Below are 25,002 nucleotides of genomic sequence, written 5' to 3'. Positions count from 1 at the left end.
AATTGTATTTATTCTTTACCTAACAAAGCCTCAATCTTAGCTAATCTAGCTTCCAGATTTTGGTTATTTGCATTAAGTTGATTATTGATTGTTTCCTGTTCTTTCAATTGCTTCTCCTGTGCAATCGTATACAAAGTCAATTCTTCAATTTTCTCTAGAAGTTTAGCATTCATTTCACCTAACCGTATACCATTTTCTGCTACTTCTGCTGCCGATGGGATATTGATTAAATGTCCTTTTATAGCTATGTGATCTTCTACTTGTTTTAGGGTAGGAAGGTTGTAATCGTCTTTAAATACATAATCCGCCCAACCGATAAGATCTACTTTTACTTCTTTAGTATGAATATTTCCGTTTACAGCAAGTTTAGCGTCTGGTGATGTGGTGCCGATTCCTAAGTTACCATCAGATATATAATGTGGACCTTCTCCAGAGACCTGTAAATTTCCAGTTGATTGAATAGTATTATTTACTATAGAAGAAACTGTAAAATCAGGAATGTCAATTGAATTAGGACTTGTGTTAATTTGTATTTGATCTAGTGTTGTTACCGTATTGACTTTATTTTTTAAGTGCGTGATTTTAGCTTTATAAGTTGTATAATATCGTACATCAGCGTAGATGGAAATAACTTTATTAATATGTCCACTGGTGGAAGTTGATAAGTCTGTACTTTCTCCTAATACAATTCTAGCATTGTGATTTATTCCTCTAGATTCTACAAGATAAACTTTTGGCGCAGTAGTACCTGTACCTTCATTATATCCAATTTGCACTATATACTTTTCATAGCCCGATGAATAACGAGTTTGAAATAGCTCAACCATTATAAGAGCGCCGCGTTGCCAATGATATGAATTATACCCTACTTTTGCTATTTCATATCGTTTTGCCTGAGTTGCAGAAGCAGCAAAATCATCAGTTACGGTAGTTCGTAAACCATTTTGATCAATGTCTATTTGAGCAAAACAAAAGTTTATACAAAAAAGAACAATGAGAAAGAATACATTTTTCATAGTTTTATTATTTAATTTTAAGCTTGTTAAGTTCATTTCTAAATTCTTCAATTTCTCTTCTTTGCTCAATCAATTTCTTCTCCTGTGCAATCGTATACAATGTCAACTCTTCGATCTTCTCAAGAAGCTTAGCATTCATTTCACCTAACTGGATACCATTTTCTGCTACTTCTGTTGCCGATGGAATGTTTATTAAGTGACCTTTTTTAGCAATATGATCTTCTACTTGTTGTAGGGTAGGGAGGTTGTAATCTTCTGTAAATACATAATCTGCCCAACCGATTAAATCGACTTTTACTTCTTTGGTATGAATATTACCATTAACAGCAAGTTTAGCATCTGGTGTGGTGGTGCCGATGCCGACATTACCATTAGATCTTGTAATACTAATACTATTATAATCATTATTGGAATCACTATTATTGATATTATTAACACCGATATTCAAAACATTAGATGTACCATCGTAGTTAATAAATCCTCCCTGAAGATTTGTTTCTGTAAAACGAATATATCTGGAAGTGTTAAAACCATATATATTTATATTACCTTCCTGAATATGTAGTTTTTCTGTTGGATTGGTAGTTCCAATACCGACATTACCGTTATGATTAATTCTCATCTTTTCAGATAATGAATTATATCCATTCCATGTGTTAAAGACAATGTTTGAATAATTAAATGGGTTTGAACCATTTTTAGTTTTTACTCCAATTGACGCAGCAGTTATATTATTAGAAGCCCACCTATTATAAAACTTTATTTCCCCAAAATATTCACTAGAATTTCCTTGAGAGTTTGTTATTGATAAATTCCCGTCCTGAATATGAAGTTTTTCATTAGGAGTTGTTGTTCCAATACCAACTTTACCATTAGTCATAATCTTTAGAAATGAGGAACTAAAATCATTTTTACCAAAATCAAAACCGGAATGATCACCAATACGAAAACCATATGTTCCAGCTTCAGTATTTCCTCCACCATGTTTAATAGATAAATAATCCCCTATTCCAGATAACCATCCAGATTGTAATAAGACTCTATCGTATTTCTTGTCAGTTAAACTAAAAGAAAAATCGGTATCAATATCTATTACCCTTCCTGTGGAAGAATTCAAGTTGACCTGCCCAAAAACATTAATATTTGATATTAAAATACATAAAAAAAACAATGACTTTCTCATACTTATAAAAAAATGATATTATTAATTGATCTCGTAAAATCTTCTTTTCCGAGCGCAGAAGAAGGGCGCAAAAATAAAATTAATGGGATAATAAGGTAAACTGAAACTAGATTGTTATTAACAAATTTGTTTGATAAAACACTATTCTTGTCATTATTCTGAAAATCAGATTTTTGCAGGTAATTTCTCCCGTACACTATCTTTTTAAAAGCTTCTAATGCCCCTATTAAGTTCTATTTTATACTAGATAGTGTCCTGAGATTGTAATATGTTACTATCAAAATTCATTTTTTTTTAAAATAATTTTAAGAATTCACTCTTCGACTGCATCCATTGGTCAAAACATGAAAGAGGGCTGAGCGTAACCGAAACCTGGAGAACTCACCCTACGGCTTCGCTCAAGGTTCGAAATGAATTAGGTTCGGAAGGTTGTATTTTGACAAACTCAATACCCGCATAGCGGAAGCTTAGTAAACTCACCCTAAACCTTCGGAAATAAATGAGGGCTGAGGTTCTCGAAGCTCGGTAAACAGAAATAGCATTGCTCTAGGCGTAAAACCTAAAACTTTGGATAACAAAAAAAGCAACCAGATTATAAAAACCTAATTGCTTTTTGATAAAAACATATAACTAATACTATATGATTGTAGATTGTCCTACGTGTATATTTTCGAAATTCATGTTGGAATCTTCTGGATTAAGGATGTAATCATAAATGAAATCTCCTACTTTTTCTGTAGTTAATGGATTTGTACTATTAAGATCTGGAGTGGTAAGATTTAATTCTAATGCTTTTTCTACAGCATTTTTGATCGAATTTGCTTCATCAATAAGATCAAAATGCTCTAATAACATGGCTGCAGATAAAATAGCGGCAATCGGATTGGCAATTCCCTTTCCGGTTGCTTGTGGATAGGATCCATGAATAGGTTCGAACATACAGCAGGTGTCACCAACAGATGCTGATGCTAATAAACCTATAGATCCGCCAATAACACTGGCTTCATCAGAAATAATATCTCCAAACATGTTTTCTGTGAGGATCACATCAAACTGGCTAGGATTAAGAATCATTTGCATGGCAGCATTATCTACAAATAAGAAATCCAGCGTTACATCTTCATACGCTGTAGCAATTTCAGTAACCACTTTTCTCCATAAACGGGAAGATTCTAAAACGTTCGCTTTATCCACCAAGGTTAGCTTTTTTCTGCGGTTTTGTGCCGCTTTAAAAGCAAGATGTGATATACGCTCAATTTCTTCCTTAGAGTACTCACATAAATCGGAGGCTACGGTTCCTTCTTCGTTTAGGTGTTTTTTTCCAAAATAGATACCACCAGTAAGTTCTCGATATATCGAGATATCTGTTCCTGTTATGATTTCTCTTTTTAGTGGAGATTTATCCAACAAAGTTTCATAAGCTTTTACCGGTCTGATATTAGCATATAATCCTAACTCTTTACGTAAGCGCAGTAATCCTTGTTCCGGACGTACTTTTGCACTTGGGTCATTATCATATTTGGGATCACCGATGGCACCAAAAAGAACAGCATCTGTATTTGCACAAAGCTGTAAAGTATCATCTGGTAGTGGATTACCGGTTTTATCAATAGCGATAGCACCTACTAATGCTTCTTTGAAAATAAAAGTATGATCAAATGCATGAGCAATTGCATCGAGCGCTTTTATGGCTTGAGTAGTTACTTCTGGTCCTATTCCGTCTCCTGATAATACAGCGATTTCTAGTTTCATAAATAGTATATTATGTCACACTGAGCTTGTCGAGGTATTTTCTTAGCTCTGTATTTTGTTTTTCTTATTTTTATACTCTTGCATTTTCATATGCTTCAATTTCTTCTTTACTACTTAGAAGGAAATCAATATCATCGTATCCATTTATCATACACATCCTTTTGTAATTATTTATTTCAAAATTAGCCTCAGATCCTGTTGATTGAATTGTGATTTTTTGTACCTCTAGATCTACTTCTATTTGGGTTGTTGGATCTTTTTCGATTTCAGTAAATAATTCTTGAAGATATTCTGGAGAAACTTGAACAGGTAGTAATCCATTATTCAGTGAATTTCCTTTAAAGATATCCGCAAAAAAACTAGAAACCACTACTTTGAATCCGTAATCGTGAATCGCCCAAGCCGCGTGTTCTCTACTGGAGCCACAGCCAAAATTATCTCCAGCCACTAAAATACTTCCGGAATAATTAGCGTTGTTTAAAGAGAAATCCTCATTTGCGCTTCCATCTTTATGGAAACGCCAATCTCTAAACAAATTTTCTCCAAAACCTTCACGGTCGGTTGCTTTTAGAAAACGAGCCGGAATAATCTGATCTGTATCTACATTTTCTATAGGTAAGGGTATAGCAGAGGAGGTGAGTTTGATAAACTTATCCATAATTTTTTAATTCAAATGTTTAGTGATATCCACAATTTTTCCTTCAATTGCAGTAGCTGCAGCTACAAGTGGACTGGCAAGAATAGTTCTAGAACCTTGTCCTTGTCGACCTTCAAAATTTCTGTTGGAAGTAGAAACGCAGTATTCTCCTTCCGGAATTTTATCATCATTCATAGCCAGACAAGCAGAGCATCCTGGTTGTCTGAGTTGAAACCCAGCTTCTTCAAAAATTTCATTCAGTCCTTCATCAACTATTTGCGAAGCTACTTGCTGTGACCCAGGTACTAACCAAGCTGTAACACTATCCGCTTTTTTCTTACCTTTTATATAACTTGCTGCAACTCTAAAATCTTCAATTCTACTGTTGGTACAACTTCCAATAAAGACATAATTAACTTCTTGGTTTATTAAGGATTGCCCTTTTTCGAAATTCATATAGGCTAGTGATTTTTCAAAAGAAGCATTGCTTTCTGTCGGAATGTTTTCTGTGACTTTGATTCCCATTCCTGGATTGGTTCCGTAGGTAATCATAGGTGCTATATCTGCCGCATCAAAATGATATTCTTTATCAAAAACAGCATCTTCATCAGTTGGTAGCGTTTTCCAATAGGCTACTTTTTTGTCATATGCTTCTCCTTTTGGAGCGAACTCTCGTCCTTTTACATATTCAAAAGTAGTTTCATCAGGAGCAATCATGCCTCCACGAGCTCCCATTTCGATACTCATATTACAGACGGTCATCCGACCCTCCATGGACATTTCTTCGAATACATTACCTGCATATTCACAGAAATATCCTGTACCTGCATTGGTTCCTAGTTTTGCAATCACATAAAGGATCACATCTTTGGGTAAAACACCTGGTTTTAATTTACCGTTTACATTTACACGAAGACTTTTAGGTTTCTGAAGTAATAAACACTGACTTGCAAATACTTGTGCAACCTGACTGGTTCCAATACCAAAAGCAATAGAACCAAATGCACCGTGAGTAGAGGTGTGGCTATCACCACAAACCATCGTCATACCTGGTTGAGTAATACCTAATTCTGGAGCCATTACATGTACAATACCATTGTACTTGTGACCTAATCCATATAAAGTGATGTCATTTTTATTACAGTTCTCTGTTAGCTGAGCTAATTGATTTCTGGATAAAAGATCTTTTACGGGTAGGTGCTGATCAATGGTTGGCGTGTTATGATCCGCTGTGGCTACTATTTGATTAGGTCTAAAAACAGGAATTCCACGTTGTTCAAGTTCATTAAATGCTTGCGGACTTGTCACTTCGTGGATTAAATGTTGATCTATATAAAGTACCTGAGGACCATTTTCTACCTCTTTGACGACGTGTGCGTCCCAAACTTTATCAAATAATGTCTTCTTCATATGTTTTCTAAATTCCTACGTATTCTTTAGCAAAAAGAGATGATACGATAAGTTGCTTAAGCAACTACTGCCATTTCGACCTCAACAGTTTTCATAATCTGATGGATATCTTCATTGACTACTTCTTTCTTTCTGTCAGCGTAGTTTAGGAATTCTTTATATACTTCATCCAGCTGAAGTTTGGTTAATTCATACCCAATTTTTTTAGCTCTATAAGCCAGAGCAGCTCTACCACTTCTTGCTGTGAGTACGATGGCTGATTCTGTTACTCCAACTTCAGCTGGATCTATAATTTCATAGGTCTCTCTATTTTTAATAACTCCATCCTGGTGTATTCCTGAGCTATGTGCAAAAGCATTAGCACCGACAATCGCTTTATTAGGTTGTACCATCATACCCATACTTTCAGAAACCATTAAGCTTGTATCATACAATAGCTTAGAATTGATATCTGTATTTAGGTTTAGATACGGATGTTGTTTCATAATCATAACTACCTCTTCCAGAGCAGTATTTCCTGCACGTTCTCCTATTCCGTTAATAGTACATTCTATCTGTCTTGCTCCGTTTATGGCTCCTACAATAGAATTGGCTGTTGCTAATCCTAAATCATTATGACAATGACATGAGATAATAACATTATCAATGCCTTTTACATTTTCCTTTAGATATTTGATTTTGGCTCCATATTCTTCGGGTAAACAGTAACCGGTAGTATCAGGTATATTTAGAACGGTTGCTCCTGCTTTGATCATAGCTTCACAGACTCTTGCTAAGAACTCATTATCTGTACGTCCAGCATCTTCGGCATAAAACTCTACATCTTCCACGAAAGATTTAGCGTATTTTACAGCAGCAATTCCACGTTCGATTACTTTATCTTGAGTAGAATTAAATTTATATTTTATATGAGATTCTGATGTTCCTATTCCGGTATGAATTCTTGGTTTTCTTGCATATTTAAGTGCTTCTGCAGCAACTTTAATATCATTTTCGACAGCTCTGGTTAATCCGCAAACTGTTGCGTTTTTTACGATTTTTGCAATTTCAGTAACCGAAGTAAAATCTCCTGGACTCGATACCGGAAATCCGGCTTCTATTACATCAACTCCTAGAAGGTCTAGTCGCTCAGCAATCACTAATTTTTGTTTTGTATTTAACTTACAACCAGGGACCTGTTCTCCATCTCTTAAGGTGGTGTCAAAAATTTGGACTTTATTATCGCTCATAGGAATTATGTGAATTATTAATTTTGATAATCTCTTTAAATGATATCTTTTTAAAATATTATTCTAAGATGTTTTAGTATTCTCTTACGAATTTATATTTTGGTTATTCAAAAAGAAGGGATTTAGCTACGTCTTTTACAATGTTGAAGTGTTTTGATTGTGACTTAACTTTCTTTTAATCAATTAATTACAATATATTTTCTTACAATGACTAATGATCAAAAAGATCCTTTGTTTGTCTTAGTGAAGTCACTTTCTAAGTCTGAAAAACGACAATTTAAGGTGTACGTTGGAAGATTAGGGGTAAATACTGATTCTAAGTTCTTAGCACTTTTTAACCATTTGGATAAAAGTGAATCTCTTGATGAAGAACTTATCGTATCTAAAGGAATTGTCAAAAAACAGCAGCTTTCTAATCTTAAAGCCCATTTGTATAAACAGATATTGATCAGCCTTAGACTAAGCCCATTACACCAAAATGTAAGATCGCAGATAAGAGAACAACTCGATTTTGCTACAATTTTATATCATAAAGGACTTTATAAGCAAAGCTTAAAAATTTTGGATAAAGCAAAAACTGTAGCAAAGGAGAATGAAGAGAATAACATTGCTTATGAAATTGTAGAATTAGAAAAAGTTATTGAAACCCAATACATAACAAGAAGTATTAATAGCCGAGCAGATGAATTGACGATTGAGGCTAAAATGCTAAGCATGAAAAATGTGTTGACCAGTCGATTGTCTAACCTTTCGCTTCAGTTATATGGGTTGATGATAAAAAGTGGATATGTACGAAATGATAAAGAACATAAGATAATCACTAACTATTTCGAAAGTAAACTACCAAAGTACGATTGGAACATCCTTGGATTTAGAGAGAAGTTATGGTTATACAAAGCGCATTTATGGTATAGTTTTATGGTGCAGGATTTTTTATCCTGCTATAAGTATTCTAAAAAATGGGTAGATCTGTTTTATGAAAACCCTAAAATGATCATTCTTAATCCAGTGTTTTTTCTAAGAGGAAATCATTATTTGTTAGAGTCGTTATATTTGATCCAAGGCAAAACGCAGCTTAAGCTAACACTGAGTAAGTTCGAAAAGACTATTAAATCTGATGATTTTCCTGTTGATGATAATATAGAGGTGCTTTCGTTTCAGTTTATATACAATAATAGACTCAATGTTCATTTTTTAGAAGGAACCTTTGATGAAGGAGAATATTTGGTGGCCGAAATTTTAAAGGGAATTACCGAGTATAAGAATCGTTTGGATGATCATCATATCATGGTGTTATATTATAAGATCGGTTGTTTGTATTTCGGGATGGCCAATCACCGTAAATGTATAGAGTACTTAAGTAAAATTATTAATAATAAATCTCTAAAAATGCGAGAAGATTTAATGTGTTTCGCCAGAGTACTTAGTTTGGTAGCGCATTATGAAGCAGGGATGGATTATCATTTAGAAACTCAATTGAAGGAGACGTATCGATTTTTGATAAAAATGGATGACTTACATGCAGTGCAGAAAGAAATGATTAAGTTTCTTAAAAACCTAGGAGATATTTTTCCTCATCAGATTAAAGATGAGTTTAGGAAGCTTCATAAAACCTTGAAACAGTACGAGGATCATCCATATGAAAAAAGAGCTTTCTTATATCTCGATATTCTCTCTTGGTTAGAAAGTAATATAGAAGGCAGACCAGTGGCAGATATAATCAAAGAAAAATCAAAAAAACTGGTTCGATAACCATTCTATTGTATGCCAAAAAATACTCAACACCTACGTAATATTCTGGAATTAAATCTAGCCATGCTTTTCATCAGTACTTCTGGAGCACTAGGTAGATATATTGATATGCCTGTACCTGTAACTATTGCTTTTAGAGCTATTTTAGCAGGAATCATATTGTTCTTGTTTTGTAAATGGAAAAAAATCTCGTTTGGAATCGCATCTGCAGATCGCTTTACCATAATTATCGGTGGTGTACTTATGGGATTGCATTGGATTACCTATTTCTATGCATTAAGGATGTCTAATGTGGCTATTGGGATGTTGTCTTTGTTTACGTATCCGGTAATCACTTCTTTTTTAGAGCCCATACTTCTGAAAACAAAATTTCAGAAAATGCATTTGGTTTTAGGAGCCTTGGTTTTATTAGGAATTTATTTTTTGGTACCTGATTTTAGCCTGGAAAATTCTTATGCAAAAGCTGTTGGCTTTGGTGTAATATCCGCTTTGTGTTATGCACTTCGGAATTTAATTATGAAGACTAAAGTGAGCAATTATCATGGCTCAATGTTAATGTGGTATCAACTTGTTATAATTAGTATGATGCTGTTGCCAACACTTTTTGTTATGGATAGTTCCGGAATTGTTACTCAATGGCCTTGGACGTTGGTATTGGCAATACTAACTACGGCAATTGGTCATACATTGTTTTTGTTTAGTTTAAAACGATTTTCTGCAACTACAGCTAGTATCATAAGTAGTATACAACCGGTTTACGGAATTATTATCGGGATGATTTTTTTAGGAGAAATACCGGTTTTAACTACGATTATCGGGGGGACATTAATCTTGACTTCCGTAGTAATAGAAAGTGTGAGATCTTATAGGTGATCTAATATTCTTAACCCAACCTATGAGGTATTTAAGAATTCTATGATTTTTTAATATCTAGAACTATGTTGTTTTGGCAATGTATTTTGGAGCTATCCATTTTTTGTATATAAAATATTCTAATAAGGGAAGAATTAGAATTAGAAATAATAGAATTAATAGTGATTTTACGATTCCATTATATTGAGATGTAATACCCATAGAAAACCATTCACTTAATTTGTGTAAAACTACTTTTTCAATATCCTGATATCCTACTTCTAATAATAAACCCATAGCAGCGCTAAACTCATCATACGGTAATGCTTCAGAAAGATCGATATGCCCTCTACCAGCAGAAGTTATCAATGCATACATCGTTAATGTGTACAGATCATCAGTGTAATTGTAAACAATAAAGTCTGCTAGTTTATTTTTGGTTTTATTTAGAAAAGAACTACCCGTGTCGTACTTTTTAAAGTATTTTTCAAAAAAAATAGCATAATCTTTAGAATCCGATTTGACTTTCATTGCTAACATTTGAGCTGACAGTACAAATTTATTTTTGGTATCTTCAGATTTAAAAATTTGCTGTATAGAGGAATTATATACACCTTTAACAATCATTGTCTTTTCATTATCCAGTATTTTATAGATACCTCTTATAAAACCCCACTGACCGAAAATATAAAGAATTCCTACAATAAGTAATGGAATGTATAATTTTACTGCCCAATTATAATATTTAGGTGTTCTTTTAAAAATACCCTTACGCCATAGTACAATGCAATATATAATAGCTATTATAATACCTAAAAATAGAAATAGGATGATATTAAAAATTAGAGTTCCTGAATTCGGAAGTACAATATCTCTAAGAATACTCCAGATAAAACTCCAATCAATATCTTTAAATAATTCTGACGAATATGATATATAATCCATTTATTATTAATTTGTTATGAGATAAAAAAATGAGTTACCTATATATATTAGTGTACTAATAGAATAAATTGTTACCTCAGAAAAGTATAATTAGAAAAGAAGCATTGATTCTATAAAAGATAACAGTTTTAAATAAAACTTACATACAATCATCCCAGATTGAATCTGATGGAGGAGGAGCGATGATCATTAAGGGTTCTTTTTTTACAGGATGTATAAAGGTAAGTTTTCTAGCATGAAGATGTATACTTCCGTCTTTATTGCTTCGATTTGCTCCGTATTTTAAATCCCCCTTAATTACGGATCCAATACTCGACAGTTGAGATCTTATTTGATGGTGTCTACCTGTATGGAGGTCAACTTCTAAAACGTAATAATTATCTAGTTTTTTTATGATCTGATAATCCAAAACAGCTTTTTTGCTATCCGTTACCTCATGTTTATGGGCGTATGATTTGTTTTGTTTTGGGTTACGCTTTAGCCAATGAATAAGCGTATCATTTTCTTTTGGAGGAGCATTTTTTACAACAGCCCAATATGTTTTTTTTGCTTCTTTATCAGCGAATAGTTTATTAAGCCGAGGAAGTGCTTTGCTTGTCCTGGCAAAAACAACAATTCCGCTTGTAGGGCGATCTAACCGATGCACGACACCTAGATAAACAGCTCCTGGTTTATCGTACTTTTCTGCAATATATTCCTTAACTATTTCACTAAGCGGTTTGTCTCCGGTTTTATCACCTTGCACGATATCTCCAGCTCGCTTATTAACGATAATCAGATGATTATCTTCATAAAGAACCTGAAGGTTGGATTTATTTGAAATTATTTTTTCTGACATGTTAGATCGTTGGATTGCTAGATTTTTAGAACTATTTTAATGTAGATTTGAATTTTGAAGTCATCTTAACAATGGATTCCAAGTCACTTAAAAGTATATCTAATTCAGTTTGATTAATAAATTTTAGGTCTAAAGAAATAAGGAGTTGCGTTTCAATTTCATAGGCAGAACCTAAAGTAATTTGAAGATATCTAGCAAAATCTTTATTTGATTGTCTAGAAGATCCTTCAGCTATATTTGAAGGAATGGATACTGCTACTCTCCTTAATTGGTTTGTCAACCCAAACTTTTCAGTTTCAGGAAACCTAGATGTGATGTCATAAATGCTGGAACAAAAAACACGACTTTTTTTCCATATTTCTAAATCTTTAAACCTATGCATATTTTTTAATAAACAATCTAGTTATTCAAGAATCTAACTATCCAATAATCTAATAATCCAACTAATCCAAACAACATTAATACTGTTCATTATCATTAGGGAAGTCTACCGATTTTACATCAGAGACATATTGTTGGAATGCGTTGGTCATTTCAGTATATAAATCTAAATAGCGTCTTAAAAAACGAGGATTAAATTCGTGTGTCATACCAAGCATATCGTGAGTTACCAATACCTGTCCATCAACACCATTCCCAGCTCCAATTCCAATAATAGGGATTGTTAAACTTTCTGCTACTTCTTTAGCTAGTTTGGCAGGAACTTTTTCTAGAACGATTGCAAAACATCCCGCTTTTTGTAACATCAAGGCATCTTCTTTAAGTTGCTTCGCTTCCTCCTCTTCTTTAGCACGTACAGTATAGGTTCCAAATTTATAAATGGATTGTGGAGTTAATCCTAAATGTCCCATTACTGGGATTCCTGCGTTAAGAATTCTCTTAATAGATTCTTTAACTTCTTTTCCTCCTTCGAGTTTTACGGCATGTCCACCTGATTCTTTCATGATTCGGATAGCAGAACGTAATGCTTCTTTAGGGTCACTTTGATAACTACCAAAAGGTAAATCTACAACAATCAATGCTCTGTCAATAGCTCTAATTACAGAAGATGCGTGGTATATCATTTGGTCTAACGTGATTGGTAATGTAGTTTCATGACCTGCCATCACATTAGATGCAGAATCACCAACGAGAATAACATCGACTCCGGCGCCATCCACAATTTTTGCCATTGTATAATCATATGCTGTAAGCATGGATATTTTCTCTTTGTTGGCTTTCATCTCTATCAGAGATTTTACCGTAACGCGCTTGTAATCTTTTTTTGCTGTAGACATTTTGTGTGTTAATTTAGTGTCGTAAAAGTAATCAATTAGTAAGATCGTAACAAGAGGATATTATTTTTGATTTAAATTTATTTAAGAGAAGTAATACTTATATTTTTGATAAAACAATTAAAACCTTAATTTTAGGTAAATTAAAGCTCAGACATTATGTGTAAATTCCTGGTAGCATTCTTTTTATTTATTTCATGCAATGCTGTTTTTTCCCAAAAAGAAATGGATACAAACCAAAAAAATGCAAAACAAGCGGTATTAGATTTTTTTGAAGGATTTCATAGTGGAGATACTGTGCAAATCAAGAAAACAATACTAAGCATGGATATGGTTATGCAAACTATATTTAAGACCAAAGATGGGAAAGTAAAAACAAATACAACAAAAATTGAAAAGTTTTTGGAAGCAATCCATAATAGACCAAAGGATCAAAAATGGTTAGAAAAATTATTGGATTTCAGGGTTGATGCAGATGATCGTATAGCCCAGATATGGACTCCTTATGAGTTTTATGTGAATGATCAATTTAGCCATTGTGGAGTTAATATTTTTCAACTATTTAATGATGGTAAGACTTGGAGAATTATTGCAATAGCTGATACTCGAAAAAGAGAAGGTTGTAAATAATTTAGGGCCTGCTACTAATTATTAAAAATACAACTCCATTATTGATCGCGTGCAATAGGATTGGCCAAATGATATGGCTATTTTCTATTTTAAGCTTCCCAAACATATGTCCTGCAATGATTCTGGGAACAATAAGAAGGAATAAAATACTATCTATCTTAAAAGAATCTACGTAATTAAAAATATGAAGAAAACCGAAGGCTATTGAGGTAATCTGAAGCGTTATTAATTGACGATTCTCGAGAAAATCCTTAAGTTTTTGAAGTTGTTTTTTTGAGATTAATTGTTCATATATAAAGAATATACCGCAAATGGAAACTGTCAAGATTAAGTAACGAACATACCATTCTAATTCTAAAGTAATAAATAACCCAATAATAAAAAGTGTCCATGAACTTAAGAATAATAAAATCTCCTTTACTTTTGGTTTCAGTAAGGTTCTGAACATGAGTTCTTCTATGACAGGGGCAAATACTACCATAGCTATAAAAGCTTTAAGCTTGTTATCCTTCAAAATTTCTAAAATACTATCCTGAGAATATTTTTGAAGGTCTAGATATGGAAATATACTCTGGAGTAATGCTACACAAATGAAAAAGAGGATATACAATCCGAATAATCGAAAGTAAGAGACAAGTAGATTTTTGATTTTACTAAATAAAATATCTCTAAACATTCATGTGTTTTAACAATCGCTTAAACTTACTTTAACTGCTAATCCACCTTCACTAGTTTCTTTGTACTTAGTATTCATGTCTTTTGCTGTTTCCCACATAGTTTCTATTACTTTATCTAAAGGTACTTTGGCATTAGCTACATCAGAATCTAGAGCCATTTCGCAAGCATTGATTGCTTTTATGGCTCCCATAGCATTACGTTCTATACAGGGAATCTGTACTAAACCACCAATAGGATCACAGGTTAAGCCTAAATGATGTTCCATGGCAATTTCACTTGCCATTACTACTTGTTCAGGTGTGCCACCCATCAATTCTGCTAATGCTCCAGCTGCCATAGCAGAAGAAACTCCAATTTCTGCTTGACAACCACCCATAGCAGCGGATATGGTAGCACCTTTTTTAAATAAACTGCCAATTTCTCCAGCTACCAGCATAAATTGTTTTATGTCATCAAAATTTGCATCGTGATTTTCGATCACCATATAATACATCATAACGGCTGGTATAACACCAGCACTTCCATTCGTTGGTGCCGTAACAACTCTACCTAAAGAAGCATTTACCTCATTTACAGCTAGTGCAAAACAAGACACCCACTTTAGTATTTGGCGAAATTTCACTTCAGTATCTCTTATGGATTCTATCCACTCAGTTGGATTAGCATATTCTTTAGTCCCTATTAGTTTTTTATGGGTGTCATAAGCGCGACGTCTTACATTTAATCCTCCAGGAAGTGTGCCTTCTGTATGACAACCAAGATACATGGATTCTAACATAACATTCCATATGTTTGCTATTCTTGCATCTATTTCGTTATCAGTTTGAAGAGAGCGTTCATTTTCTAATACAATTTCTGATATCTTCTTGTTCTTTTTTTCGCAGTATGTTATAAGGTCTGTTGCTTTTTGAATGGGAAGTGGAAATTCTCTGAAAGCTTCCATTTTTTTCCTTTCTCTTTTTCGTTCTTCTTGCACAACAAAACCGCCTCCTATAGAATAGAATGTAGAAGCAATTCTTTCTTTGTTATTTAGTGTAGCAGTAAAAGTAATAGCATTCGGGTGAAATTCTTTAAACTCTTTATTAAATATGATATGGGTTTCTGGGTTAAAATTAATCCGGGACTCCTTATTGAATAATAAGATCTTGTTTGATTTAATGTTTTCCACAATAGTAGAAATGGATGTTACATCAATAGTTTGAGGATCATATCCACATAAACCCAAAATAGAAGCTATATCTGTAGCATGCCCTTTTCCTGTTAGGGATAAGGATCCAAATAGGTCTACTGTAATTGTTTCTACTGAGTCAAACAAGTTGTTTTCTTTCAATTCGGCAATCCATCGTCTTCCTGCTCTCCAGGGACCAAAAGTGTGAGAACTAGATGGGCCTACACCTATCTTTAACATATCAAAAATACTGATACATTCCATAATTCTTAATTGAGTATAAAGTTGTAGGGGTAAATATAGGGCATTGATAAAAAAGAACACTTTTTTTTAATGAATACTTAAGGTACGGTGATATTTTTCTTTTACGTTCTGTTTTAATAATGTTCTATTTATTAGTAAGGAGTAATGACATCCTGTCATATAAATTGTCGTGGCATAATCATTGACTTATGTGCAATAAATTATTAGGAACAACACTAAAACATTTATATAATAATATGAGTAAGATAATAGGAATAGATTTAGGGACAACAAACTCTTGTGTTTCTGTGATGGAAGGTAATGAGCCCGTTGTTATACCTAATGCAGAGGGTAAGAGAACCACTCCGTCTGTAATTGCATTTGTAGAAGGAGGAGAAATTAAAGTTGGTGACCCTGCAAAACGTCAGGCAGTTACGAACCCAACTAAAACAATCTCTTCTATTAAAAGATTTATGGGGAATAAGTTCTCTGAATCAGCAAAAGAAGCGGAAAGAGCTGCTTATAAAGTAGTAAAAGGAGACAACAATACACCTCGAGTTGATATCGATGGTCGTTTATATACACCACAAGAATTATCTGCTATGACACTTCAGAAAATGAAGAAAACAGCAGAGGACTATCTTGGACAAGATGTTACAAGAGCGGTAATTACTGTACCGGCATATTTTAATGATGCACAACGTCAAGCTACTAAAGAAGCTGGAGAAATTGCAGGTCTTAAAGTAGAAAGAATTATCAATGAGCCTACAGCGGCTGCATTGGCATATGGTCTTGATAAAAAAGGTACTGATCAGAAGATTGTAGTATTTGATTTTGGTGGAGGTACTCATGATGTTTCCATTCTTGAATTAGGTGATGGAGTATTCGAAGTATTATCAACTGATGGAGATACACATTTAGGAGGAGATGATGTAGATCAAAAAATTATTGACTGGTTAGCAGAAGAGTTTAAGAGTGAAGAGAATATGGATCTACGTAAAGATCCAATGGCTTTACAACGTCTTAAAGAAGCTGCAGAAAAAGCAAAAATTGAGTTGTCGTCTTCTTCACAGACAGAAATCAATTTACCATATGTGACGGCTACTGCAAGTGGCCCTAAACACTTAGTGAGATCATTAACAAAAGCTAAATTTGATCAATTAATTGATGATTTAGTAAAACGTACTGTTGAACCTTGTCGTACTGCTCTTAAAGCAGCGGGATTATCTACAAGTGATATAGATGAAATCATTCTAGTAGGAGGATCTACTCGTATTCCTGCAGTTCAGGAAGCAGTAGAGAAGTTCTTTGGTAAAGCACCAAGTAAAGGTGTGAATCCGGATGAAGTAGTTGCTGTTGGAGCTGCAATCCAAGGAGGAGTACTTACAGGAGATGTAAAAGATGTATTGTTATTAGATGTTACACCACTTTCTCTAGGTATTGAGACAATGGGTAATGTAATGACTAAGCTGATTGAAGCAAATACTACGATTCCTACTAAGAAATCACAAGTGTTTTCTACAGCGGCAGATAATCAACCTTCTGTAGAGATTCACGTGTTACAGGGAGAACGTCCTATGGCTGCGGATAATAAGACTATTGGTCGTTTCCATTTGGATGGAATTCCACCAGCACAAAGAGGAACACCTCAGATCGAAGTAACTTTTGATATAGATGCTAATGGTATAATCAAAGTTTCTGCTACAGATAAAGCTACGAATAAGTCTCAGGATATTCGTATCGAAGCTTCTTCAGGATTAACAGAAGAGGAAATCGAGAAAATGAAGCAAGAAGCTGAAGCAAATGCAGAAGCGGATAAAGCGGCAAAAGAAACTGCAGACAAGCTAAATGAAGCGGATGGAATGATTTTCCAGACAGAAAAGCAGCTTAAAGAGTTTGGTGATAAAATTTCTGATGATAATAAGAAACCAGTAGAAGAAGCTTTAGAAGAATTAAAGAAAGCTTATGAAACTAAAGATCTTGCTGTTATACAGCCAGCGCTTGATAAGATTAATGAAGCCTGGAAAGCAGCTAGTGAGGAAATGTATAAGGCACAGGCAGAAGCACAAGGTGGTGCAGCTGGACCAGAAGCTGGAGCACAACCTGAAGGAGGAGATTCTGAAGCTAGTGATGTGGAAGATGTAGATTTTGAAGAAGTGAAATAAGAATTGTTATTCTATATGAAAAATGCACAGTGAAAGCTGTGCATTTTTTTTGTTATTATATGTAGCGTAAATAAAAATAGTTTACTTTTATATTGGCTTAAAATACCCCCTGGTTATTGTACCTTATTTTACACATCTTTATTCTTAATATGGGTAACCACTATCAGATCTAACTACGTTTGGTCTAAGTAATGGAATATACTAATGAGTTTGTTACAAGTTTTTCGGAGAAAAGTCTTTTGGTTTTTTGATATCTTAAATGGAAACGATATTAGGAAGCACTATGAAGATATTAAAGAGTTGATTGAAACGCCAGGTTCTCAGTTCACTAAAGATAGAAAGGATACCTATCTTGAAAAAATATTACAACATGCCGTAAGTACTACCTGGTTCTATCAAAAATATACTGGTTATAACTCTATCTCAGATTTTCCTGTAATTAATAAAAATATGGTCCGGGATAGTTTTGAAGAATTCAAGTCTTCAAAATATAAAGCAAATAAATGTACCTTAATATCCACTAGTGGTTCTACTGGTGCACCTTTTTCTGTTTTGCAAAACAAGAGCAAACGATGCAGAAATACTGGAGATAATTTATATTTCTCTAATAGATCCGGTTATGAAATAGGTCAAAAACTAATATACATAAAAATTTGGCCCGATAACTATAAACATACTATACTTTCGAAGTTTTGGTGGCAGAATATAGTCCCTCAGAGCGTTTTTAGGCTTGAAGATAACAATATTGCTAATCTCATAAAAAGACTAGAAGAAAACCCTGGTAAGAAGAGTTTCCTTGGGTATACATCGGGATTCGAAAAGATTTGTAAGTACTTAGATAAAAACAATTCAGGCTCAATTGATAATATAGTTTCTATAATCACAATGTCAGAGGGGCTTAATGATTATGTAAGGACTAGTATGCAAAAATATTTTGGAGTCGTTCCAGTCTCACGATATTCTAATAATGAAAATGGGATTATAGCGCAGGAGGATAGAGGTGTTACTTCTAAATTTATAATCAATACTGCGAGCTACTATATAGAGGTTTTTGATATAGATAAAGATGTTCCTGTGCATCCAGGAAAATTAGGAAGAATTATAGTAACCGATTTGCATAATTACGCCATGCCTATGATTCGATATGATACGGGCGATGTCGGCATAATAGAAATGGATCCAAACGGTGTGTCTTATTTATCATCCATAGGAGGAAGGAAGTTAGATCTTATATATAATACAAAAGGAGAGATTATACCTTCTCATGTTTCATATAAATTATGTAAGTACGGAGATTATAAGCAATTCCAATTAGTGCAGTATGGAGAAAAAGATTATCTTATTAAACTGAATACTAATAAGAAGGTGGATGAAAATAAAATGTTGGAGGAGTATAAAGAATATTTTGGGCAAGATGCTAATATAGAGATACAATATGTAGATGAAATTCCTTTACTATCTTCAGGAAAAAGAAGAGAAGTAACGAACACCTATCATTCTAAATCGTAATGTATCTTTTTTATAAAATCTTGATATTAAATACAAAATTCTTACATCAATAATATAACAGAAAGCCAATATGAGTATTGGCTTTCTGTTTAGTATAAGTTGATATAATTTTAATCTGTAAATTACTACTGTCTTATCTCACAAACTTTAAAAATTTCGAATCAGATCTGGCGATATATAATCCTTTTGGGAGTGTAGATAAATCCACATTTGTTGTGTTTTTGATATTCTCAATTTTGAATACTTTTTTCCCCATTACATTATAAATGTTTAGAGATTTTATTTCGTTTGTGTCGTTAATTACTAAAGAGGTTGAAGTACTATTAAAATATAATTTATCTCTATCAAAAGCAGTAAAATCATTGATGCTAAGCGTGTTTTCATTTATAGTAATCTCTGGATATTCTCCAGCAACACTCCAATCTGCATCAGAACTAGCGTCTGGATTTGCAGCGGAAGATAGTTTTCCAAAAATATAATATTTAGTACCCGAAAGAGAGGAGCTAGTTGGGAAGTCTAAAGGTATATCCAGTGTTATTGTAGTCGACACATCTGTTCCTGCAGTAACTGTTGGAGTAACGATAACTCCAGTACCATTTGCCGTAGCGCCTCCAAAAATCCCTGGTACATCAGCTTCAAAAATTTGAAATTGTGTGTCTACGTCCATAGAAGCGGAATATGTATAGTTTAGAGTAATAGATTCTCCAGCAACAACGGAAACAGGATTTCCTGAATCATAAGTTATAGAATATGGTGGTGCCGTAACTGTAATTAGTGGGTATGCTCCAGCAGTATCCCAGGTGGCATCTTCCGTAGCATCAGAATTCATAGCAGAACTTAATTTACCGAAGATACGATACTCGGTTCCAGAAAGAGATGAGCTTAATGGCAAATTTGCGGGTATATTAAGAGTGATTGTGCCCATTACATCAGTTCCTGCATCAAGAGTAGGAAACTCCGCTACTGCTGTTCCTATGGCGGTTGCTCCTCCAAAAATACCTGAAACATCAGTTTCAAAAATTTGGAATTGGGCACCCACCTGCATTGAAGCGGTATACGTATAGTTTAGTGTTATTGACTGACCGGCGACAACGGTAACAGGATCATTAGAATCGTAACTTATAGAATATTGAGCAGAAATACTATAAATACCAAAGAAGCATAGTAGAAATGAAAATAATGTTTTGATCATAATTACATAATTTTAAACATTGCTTTTTTTTAAATATGTTTACGTTTTGGCAATGTTAATTAGTTTCCACTAAAGTATTCTTAAGGATAAATCTACAATGAAAGAATTGTTGCAATTAATAATAATTATGTTGCATTGTCTTAAAACAAAGAGCTTTTGCGTTATTTTTTTTATGAAAACGTGAAGTTTTTAACGTTTTTTATTGAAAGAATAGTGGTGTATATGGTAATAACTTGTGAATATTGTAGTGTTGGTTTTTTGTTTTATTACCTAAAGATTTTATTTTAAAACCCAACTGCCGTATCATCTCCACGTTTATCAGCACCTCCTTCTAAACTACCATCTGGTAATACCAAAATGCCGTCCACTTTGCCAATAACCCTACTTTCTTCTTCATTTGTCTTGTAGCCTTTAGTCCTTAAACTATCAAGTATCTTTTTGTCGAATGAATTAGGCTCAAAAACGACAAGATCGGGCAACCATTGATGATGAAAACGAGGAGCATTTACTGCATCCTGCATAGTCATACCATATTCTTTTACATTCAAAATAGTTTGCAGTACAGAGGTGATAATGGTAGATCCACCAGGGGTTCCAACCGACATCCATAGTTTTCCATCTTTCTCGACAAGGGTAGGTGTCATTGAACTTAGCATTCTTTTTTCTGGAGCAATTGAGTTCGCTTCAGCACCAAGTAATCCGAACATATTAGGCGTTCCAGGTTTAGCACTAAAATCGTCCATTTCATTATTCAAAAAGAATCCTAACTCAGGAACATAAAGTTTAGAGCCATAAGCGCCATTTAAAGTGGTCGTAACCGAAATCGCATTTCCAAATTGATCAATGATAGAGTAGTGTGTGGTTTCGCTACTTTCGTATCCAGGAATACTTCCATAATTCAAATCCGAAGATAAAGTAGCTTTTTTAGGATTAAAATCTTTCATCCTTTCCGATAGATAGGATTCACTTATTAAGGTATCTATTGGGATTTTTACAAAATCAGGGTCTCCCAGATAAAAACTCCTATCGGCATATGCTCTTCGTTCTGCTTCGGTTATTATTTGAATAGATTTTAACGAATTATGTCCATAGGTGCTAAGTTCATATGGTTCGATCATTTTCATAATTTGTGCCAGGCATACTCCACCACTAGAAGGTGGAGACATAGATATTACGTTAAGATCTTTGTAGGTAAACTTAACCGGTTCACGCCATTTAGCTTGGTATTTACTCAGGTCTTCCATAGTAATGATACCTCCTTGAGATTGGAGATAGTTCACCATTTTCTGAGCAGTTTCTCCTTTATAAAATTCATCTCTTCCATTTTCTATAATTCTCTGAAGCGTAGCTGCAAGCATTGGGTTTTTTACTGTATCTAGTGCTTTATAAGTTTTAGCATATAGAATAGTGTCTTTATTGGTTTCGATAAATAACTCTCTATAATGATTTAATCTTTTTTGTTGCTTTTCGGTAATTATATATCCGTTATTTGCTAGTTCGACAACGGGAGTTAATAATTCTTCTATGGATAATGTTCCAAATTTTTTATGCACTTCGAATATTCCTGCAATAGTTCCTGGAACTCCAACGGCCATTGCTCCCAACTGACTTTTTTCTGGAATAGGATCTCCATTTTCATCCAAATACATATCCTTAAATGCTGCCACAGGTGCTTTTTCTCGATAATCAATAGCTCCTGTTTCTTCATTAGCCTTTCTGTATACCATAAAACCACCACCGCCAAGATTACCGGCATAGGGGTAGGAAACGGCTAATGCCATTTCTGTGGCCACCATAGCATCAAATACATTTCCGCCTTTCTGGAGAATCTCTTTACCAATTTTAGAAGCTTCTTCTCTTGCAGAAACTACCATTGCGTTTTTTTCTATGACTCCAAAAACAGGTTTGACTTTGATACTAACTTCAGGTTCGGGAGTAGTTTTACAAGAGATAACTAAAATAAAAAGTAAGAGAAAAAATGATCTCATGGTATTCAAGATTTTGTTAGTAATTTTTTTCTTTTATTAGGTTGTTCTTTTTATCATAAAATTTCCAATAACCAGAAGGATTACAATTGTAAATATGACCTTCGGATTTGATTTTTCCATTTTTATGATACGCTTTCCAATACCCTTGTTTTTCTCCTTTTTCATAATGTCCTTCAGCTTTTATGTTTCCATTTCGATAATAGTATTTCCAGAAACCTTGTAAGATTCCTTTCTCATAATGACCAATACTTTCTAAGTTTATGGAATTAGGATAGTAGTTTTTAGTATATCCATTTTTTGATGATGTTAAAATTTGTTCCTTACAAATATTCTTTCCGCTATAGTCATTCTCTATTTTCTTACAGGAAAAAGCAAAATACAAAATAAAAAAAAGGCACAAAATTCTCATAGATTTCGCATTTCGTTTTTTGTAAACAATTCAAGTTCCTCAAAGAAAGAACGAAACTCTCTTTCAAAATCATTATAATACTGTTCTAGTTCAACCACAGCAAAGTTCATTTTCGATCTGTTTTTGGTTCTGTGATTCATTTGGTAGAGTATTCTGCCAATACCAGGAATAGTAGCATAACTTAACAACCAATTGTCACGCAACATATATGGCAAAAAATCCTGAACACGCTTTGGTAACACTTCATAATACTCCTGAAGTAAATCGTAAAAATTCGAAACATAAATTTCTAATGGAGTTTTAGAGTATTCACTCCAGTAAGCAGCAAGATAGTGGTCGTATAATATGTCCACAATTACCGTACTGTAATGTCCATACTTAGGAAACAACCTTAAAACGCTCTCTCTAACCGTAGGATGACTATCGGTATACGAATCAATTTTGCGATGCAGCGTGATTCCTTTTTGGACTCTGTCTGGAAATTGATTAAATTTTTTTCCTTTGACTGAGTCGGCAATGAAGTTGCCTATTTTAAGCTCTTGGTCATCTCCGGAAAGGTAAATATGGGCTAAGAAATTCATTAGGTGAATTTACAATTTTTTAGAAAGTAGTTATTGTTTTTATATAAACTTTAATTACATAGTTGTGGTAATCAGCTGTAGCATGTACATTTGTCAAAACAAAAAAATAATCAATCAGTATATGACATTAATCAAATCAATTTCGGGTATTCGAGGAACTATTGGCGGAAAAGTAGGAGACAATCTTACTCCTATTGATGCTGTAAAATTTGCATCTGCTTATGGAAGCTGGTTAAAAGCAGAAACCGGTAAAAATGCCCCGACGGTCGTGGTCGGAAGAGATGCACGTATTTCTGGAGCTATGATTCAGCAGCTAGTGATGAATGGGTTAGTAGGATTAGGAATACACGTTGTGGATTTGGGATTGTCAACAACACCTACCGTAGAAGTTGCGGTTCCTATGGAAAAAGCTGATGGCGGAATTATATTAACAGCCAGTCATAATCCAAAACAATGGAATGCATTAAAATTATTAGATGGTAAAGGAGAATTTCTGAATGCTGAAAATGGTAAGAAGATTTTGGACATCGCAGAAAACGACGATTATGATTTTGCAGAAGTTGACGATTTGGGTTCAATTACTGAGAATGACACTTATATAGACAAACATATCGAAGAGGTGTTAAATCTTTCTCTAGTAAACTCAAATATCGTTAAAGAAGCCGGTTTTAAAGTGGTTGTAGATGCAGTTAATTCGACAGGTGGAATTGCGATTCCTGAATTGCTTAAAAGAATGGGAGTTGAGGTAGTAGAGTTATATTGTGAACCAAATGGTCATTTCCCTCATAATCCAGAACCACTAAAGGAACATTTAACGGATCTATCTGAACTAGTAGTGAAGGAAAAAGCAGATTTAGGGCTAACGGTTGATCCTGATGTGGATCGTCTTGCTTTTATGAGCGAAGATGGAGAAATGTTTGGAGAAGAATATACATTGGTTGCTTGTGCAGATTATGTGCTTGGTAAAACACCTGGTAATACGGTATCTAATTTATCATCTAGTAGAGCATTAAGAGATGTTACAGAAAAACATAATGGTACGTATGCGGCCAGCGCAGTAGGAGAGGTGAATGTAGTCTCTTTGATGAAAGCTAACAAAGCAGTGATTGGAGGAGAAGGAAATGGAGGAATCATATATCCTGAGTTACATTACGGAAGAGATTCTCTGGTTGGTGTAGCACTATTCTTAACTCATTTAGCAGAAAAAAAATGTAGTGTTAGTGAATTACGTAATGGTTACCCATCTTATTTTATGAGTAAGAATAAAGTTCAGTTGACACCGGGATTGGATGTGGATGCGATTTTAGAAGGGTTTCATAACAAGCATGCCTATGAAAAAGTCAGTACTGTGGATGGTGTGAAAGTTGATTTTAGTGATAGCTGGGTTCATCTTAGAAAAAGTAATACAGAACCGATTATTCGTATTTATACAGAAGCATTAAGTCAGGAAAAAGCGGATCAATTAGCGAATGATACGATTGCAACCTTAAAGGAAATAGCGAGAATCTAATAAAAACAAAAATACTCCTGTCAATTTTTCTTGACAGGAGT

Annotated in this window: 22 protein-coding genes; 6 read left to right on the top strand and 16 right to left on the bottom strand. The window is 34.0% G+C overall.

Annotated elements, in window-relative coordinates:
• Positions 1-8: 8 nt before the first annotated feature.
• From Q0910_RS25390 to Q0910_RS25365, 6 genes are all read right to left on the bottom strand, one after another.
• Positions 9-1,016: a hypothetical protein gene (locus Q0910_RS25390; RefSeq protein WP_299222923.1), complete on the bottom strand. Its 1,008-nt coding sequence runs from the start codon at positions 1,014-1,016 to the stop codon at positions 9-11.
• Between the two features lie 7 nt (positions 1,017-1,023).
• Positions 1,024-2,199 carry a hypothetical protein gene (locus Q0910_RS25385; RefSeq protein ID WP_299222921.1) on the bottom strand — a complete coding sequence of 392 codons (1,176 nt, stop codon included), beginning with the start codon at positions 2,197-2,199 and terminating at the stop codon, positions 1,024-1,026.
• A 636-nt stretch (positions 2,200-2,835) separates the two neighbouring features.
• The gene (leuB, locus tag Q0910_RS25380; RefSeq protein ID WP_299222919.1) at positions 2,836-3,951 is read right to left on the bottom strand and encodes a 3-isopropylmalate dehydrogenase; all 1,116 of its coding nucleotides are present in this window, start codon (positions 3,949-3,951) and stop codon (positions 2,836-2,838) included.
• Between the two features lie 70 nt (positions 3,952-4,021).
• Positions 4,022-4,609 (bottom strand): 3-isopropylmalate dehydratase small subunit, encoded by a 588-nt coding sequence (leuD, locus tag Q0910_RS25375; protein WP_299222917.1) that lies wholly within the window; start codon positions 4,607-4,609, stop codon positions 4,022-4,024.
• Between the two features lie 6 nt (positions 4,610-4,615).
• On the bottom strand, positions 4,616-5,998 hold the full coding sequence (gene leuC / locus Q0910_RS25370) for a 3-isopropylmalate dehydratase large subunit (protein ID WP_299222914.1): 1,383 nt from the start codon (positions 5,996-5,998) through the stop codon (positions 4,616-4,618).
• 56 nt (positions 5,999-6,054) lie between these two features.
• On the bottom strand, positions 6,055-7,227 hold the full coding sequence (locus Q0910_RS25365; RefSeq protein WP_299222913.1) for a 2-isopropylmalate synthase: 1,173 nt from the start codon (positions 7,225-7,227) through the stop codon (positions 6,055-6,057).
• Between the two features lie 207 nt (positions 7,228-7,434).
• Here Q0910_RS25365 and Q0910_RS25360 point away from each other — a divergent pair, with 207 nt between their 5' ends.
• Positions 7,435-8,979: a hypothetical protein gene (locus Q0910_RS25360; RefSeq protein WP_299222911.1), complete on the top strand. Its 1,545-nt coding sequence runs from the start codon at positions 7,435-7,437 to the stop codon at positions 8,977-8,979.
• Positions 8,980-8,991: 12 nt separating this feature from the next.
• Positions 8,992-9,852: an EamA family transporter gene (locus Q0910_RS25355; RefSeq protein ID WP_299222909.1), complete on the top strand. Its 861-nt coding sequence runs from the start codon at positions 8,992-8,994 to the stop codon at positions 9,850-9,852.
• Between the two features lie 63 nt (positions 9,853-9,915).
• On the opposite strand, the gene Q0910_RS25350 is transcribed toward Q0910_RS25355, so the two are convergent.
• The 4 genes from Q0910_RS25350 to panB all read right to left on the bottom strand — a co-directional run bounded on the left by Q0910_RS25350 (position 9,916) and on the right by panB (position 12,891).
• Positions 9,916-10,776, bottom strand: a complete 861-nt coding sequence (locus Q0910_RS25350) for a hypothetical protein (RefSeq protein WP_299222907.1) — start codon at positions 10,774-10,776, stop codon at positions 9,916-9,918.
• A 139-nt stretch (positions 10,777-10,915) separates the two neighbouring features.
• On the bottom strand, positions 10,916-11,614 hold the full coding sequence (locus Q0910_RS25345; RefSeq protein WP_299222905.1) for an RluA family pseudouridine synthase: 699 nt from the start codon (positions 11,612-11,614) through the stop codon (positions 10,916-10,918).
• 31 nt (positions 11,615-11,645) lie between these two features.
• Entirely contained in the window at positions 11,646-11,996 is a 351-nt protein-coding gene (locus Q0910_RS25340; RefSeq protein WP_299222902.1) for a four helix bundle protein, read from the bottom strand.
• A gap of 76 nt (positions 11,997-12,072) precedes the next feature.
• Positions 12,073-12,891 (bottom strand): 3-methyl-2-oxobutanoate hydroxymethyltransferase, encoded by an 819-nt coding sequence (panB, locus tag Q0910_RS25335; protein ID WP_299222900.1) that lies wholly within the window; start codon positions 12,889-12,891, stop codon positions 12,073-12,075.
• Positions 12,892-13,113: 222 nt separating this feature from the next.
• Here panB and Q0910_RS25330 point away from each other — a divergent pair, with 222 nt between their 5' ends.
• On the top strand, positions 13,114-13,518 hold the full coding sequence (locus Q0910_RS25330) for a nuclear transport factor 2 family protein (protein WP_299222898.1): 405 nt from the start codon (positions 13,114-13,116) through the stop codon (positions 13,516-13,518).
• A gap of 1 nt (position 13,519) precedes the next feature.
• On the opposite strand, the gene Q0910_RS25325 is transcribed toward Q0910_RS25330, so the two are convergent.
• Positions 13,520-14,194 carry a CPBP family glutamic-type intramembrane protease gene (locus tag Q0910_RS25325; RefSeq protein ID WP_299222896.1) on the bottom strand — a complete coding sequence of 225 codons (675 nt, stop codon included), beginning with the start codon at positions 14,192-14,194 and terminating at the stop codon, positions 13,520-13,522.
• 9 nt (positions 14,195-14,203) lie between these two features.
• Complete coding sequence (locus Q0910_RS25320; protein WP_299222894.1) at positions 14,204-15,628, bottom strand: L-serine ammonia-lyase; 1,425 nt, start codon at positions 15,626-15,628, stop codon at positions 14,204-14,206.
• 236 nt (positions 15,629-15,864) lie between these two features.
• On the opposite strand from Q0910_RS25320, the gene dnaK reads away from it, so the two are divergent.
• Entirely contained in the window at positions 15,865-17,772 is a 1,908-nt protein-coding gene (gene dnaK, locus Q0910_RS25315; RefSeq protein ID WP_299222892.1) for a molecular chaperone DnaK, read from the top strand.
• A gap of 204 nt (positions 17,773-17,976) precedes the next feature.
• Positions 17,977-19,281 (top strand): CoF synthetase, encoded by a 1,305-nt coding sequence (locus Q0910_RS25310; RefSeq protein ID WP_299222890.1) that lies wholly within the window; start codon positions 17,977-17,979, stop codon positions 19,279-19,281.
• A gap of 133 nt (positions 19,282-19,414) precedes the next feature.
• On the opposite strand, the gene Q0910_RS25305 is transcribed toward Q0910_RS25310, so the two are convergent.
• The 4 genes from Q0910_RS25305 to Q0910_RS25290 all read right to left on the bottom strand — a co-directional run bounded on the left by Q0910_RS25305 (position 19,415) and on the right by Q0910_RS25290 (position 23,451).
• Positions 19,415-20,473: a T9SS type A sorting domain-containing protein gene (locus Q0910_RS25305; RefSeq protein WP_299222889.1), complete on the bottom strand. Its 1,059-nt coding sequence runs from the start codon at positions 20,471-20,473 to the stop codon at positions 19,415-19,417.
• A gap of 284 nt (positions 20,474-20,757) precedes the next feature.
• Positions 20,758-22,461 (bottom strand): gamma-glutamyltransferase, encoded by a 1,704-nt coding sequence (ggt, locus tag Q0910_RS25300; protein WP_299222887.1) that lies wholly within the window; start codon positions 22,459-22,461, stop codon positions 20,758-20,760.
• 16 nt (positions 22,462-22,477) lie between these two features.
• Entirely contained in the window at positions 22,478-22,870 is a 393-nt protein-coding gene (locus Q0910_RS25295; RefSeq protein ID WP_299222885.1) for a hypothetical protein, read from the bottom strand.
• Positions 22,867-23,451, bottom strand: coding sequence for an acyl carrier protein phosphodiesterase (locus Q0910_RS25290; protein ID WP_299222884.1), 585 nt, complete (start codon positions 23,449-23,451; stop codon positions 22,867-22,869). The genes Q0910_RS25295 and Q0910_RS25290 overlap by 4 nt, the downstream gene beginning before the upstream one ends.
• Positions 23,452-23,572: 121 nt before the next feature.
• On the opposite strand from Q0910_RS25290, the gene glmM reads away from it, so the two are divergent.
• Entirely contained in the window at positions 23,573-24,961 is a 1,389-nt protein-coding gene (glmM, locus tag Q0910_RS25285; RefSeq protein ID WP_299222882.1) for a phosphoglucosamine mutase, read from the top strand.
• Positions 24,962-25,002 lie beyond the last annotated feature (41 nt).

This window comes from uncultured Aquimarina sp. (genome assembly GCF_947495315.1).
Taxonomy (GTDB): domain Bacteria; phylum Bacteroidota; class Bacteroidia; order Flavobacteriales; family Flavobacteriaceae; genus Aquimarina.
Note: the sequence above shows the minus strand (reverse complement) of the source record. Positions and strands in the feature narration are given on the sequence as shown.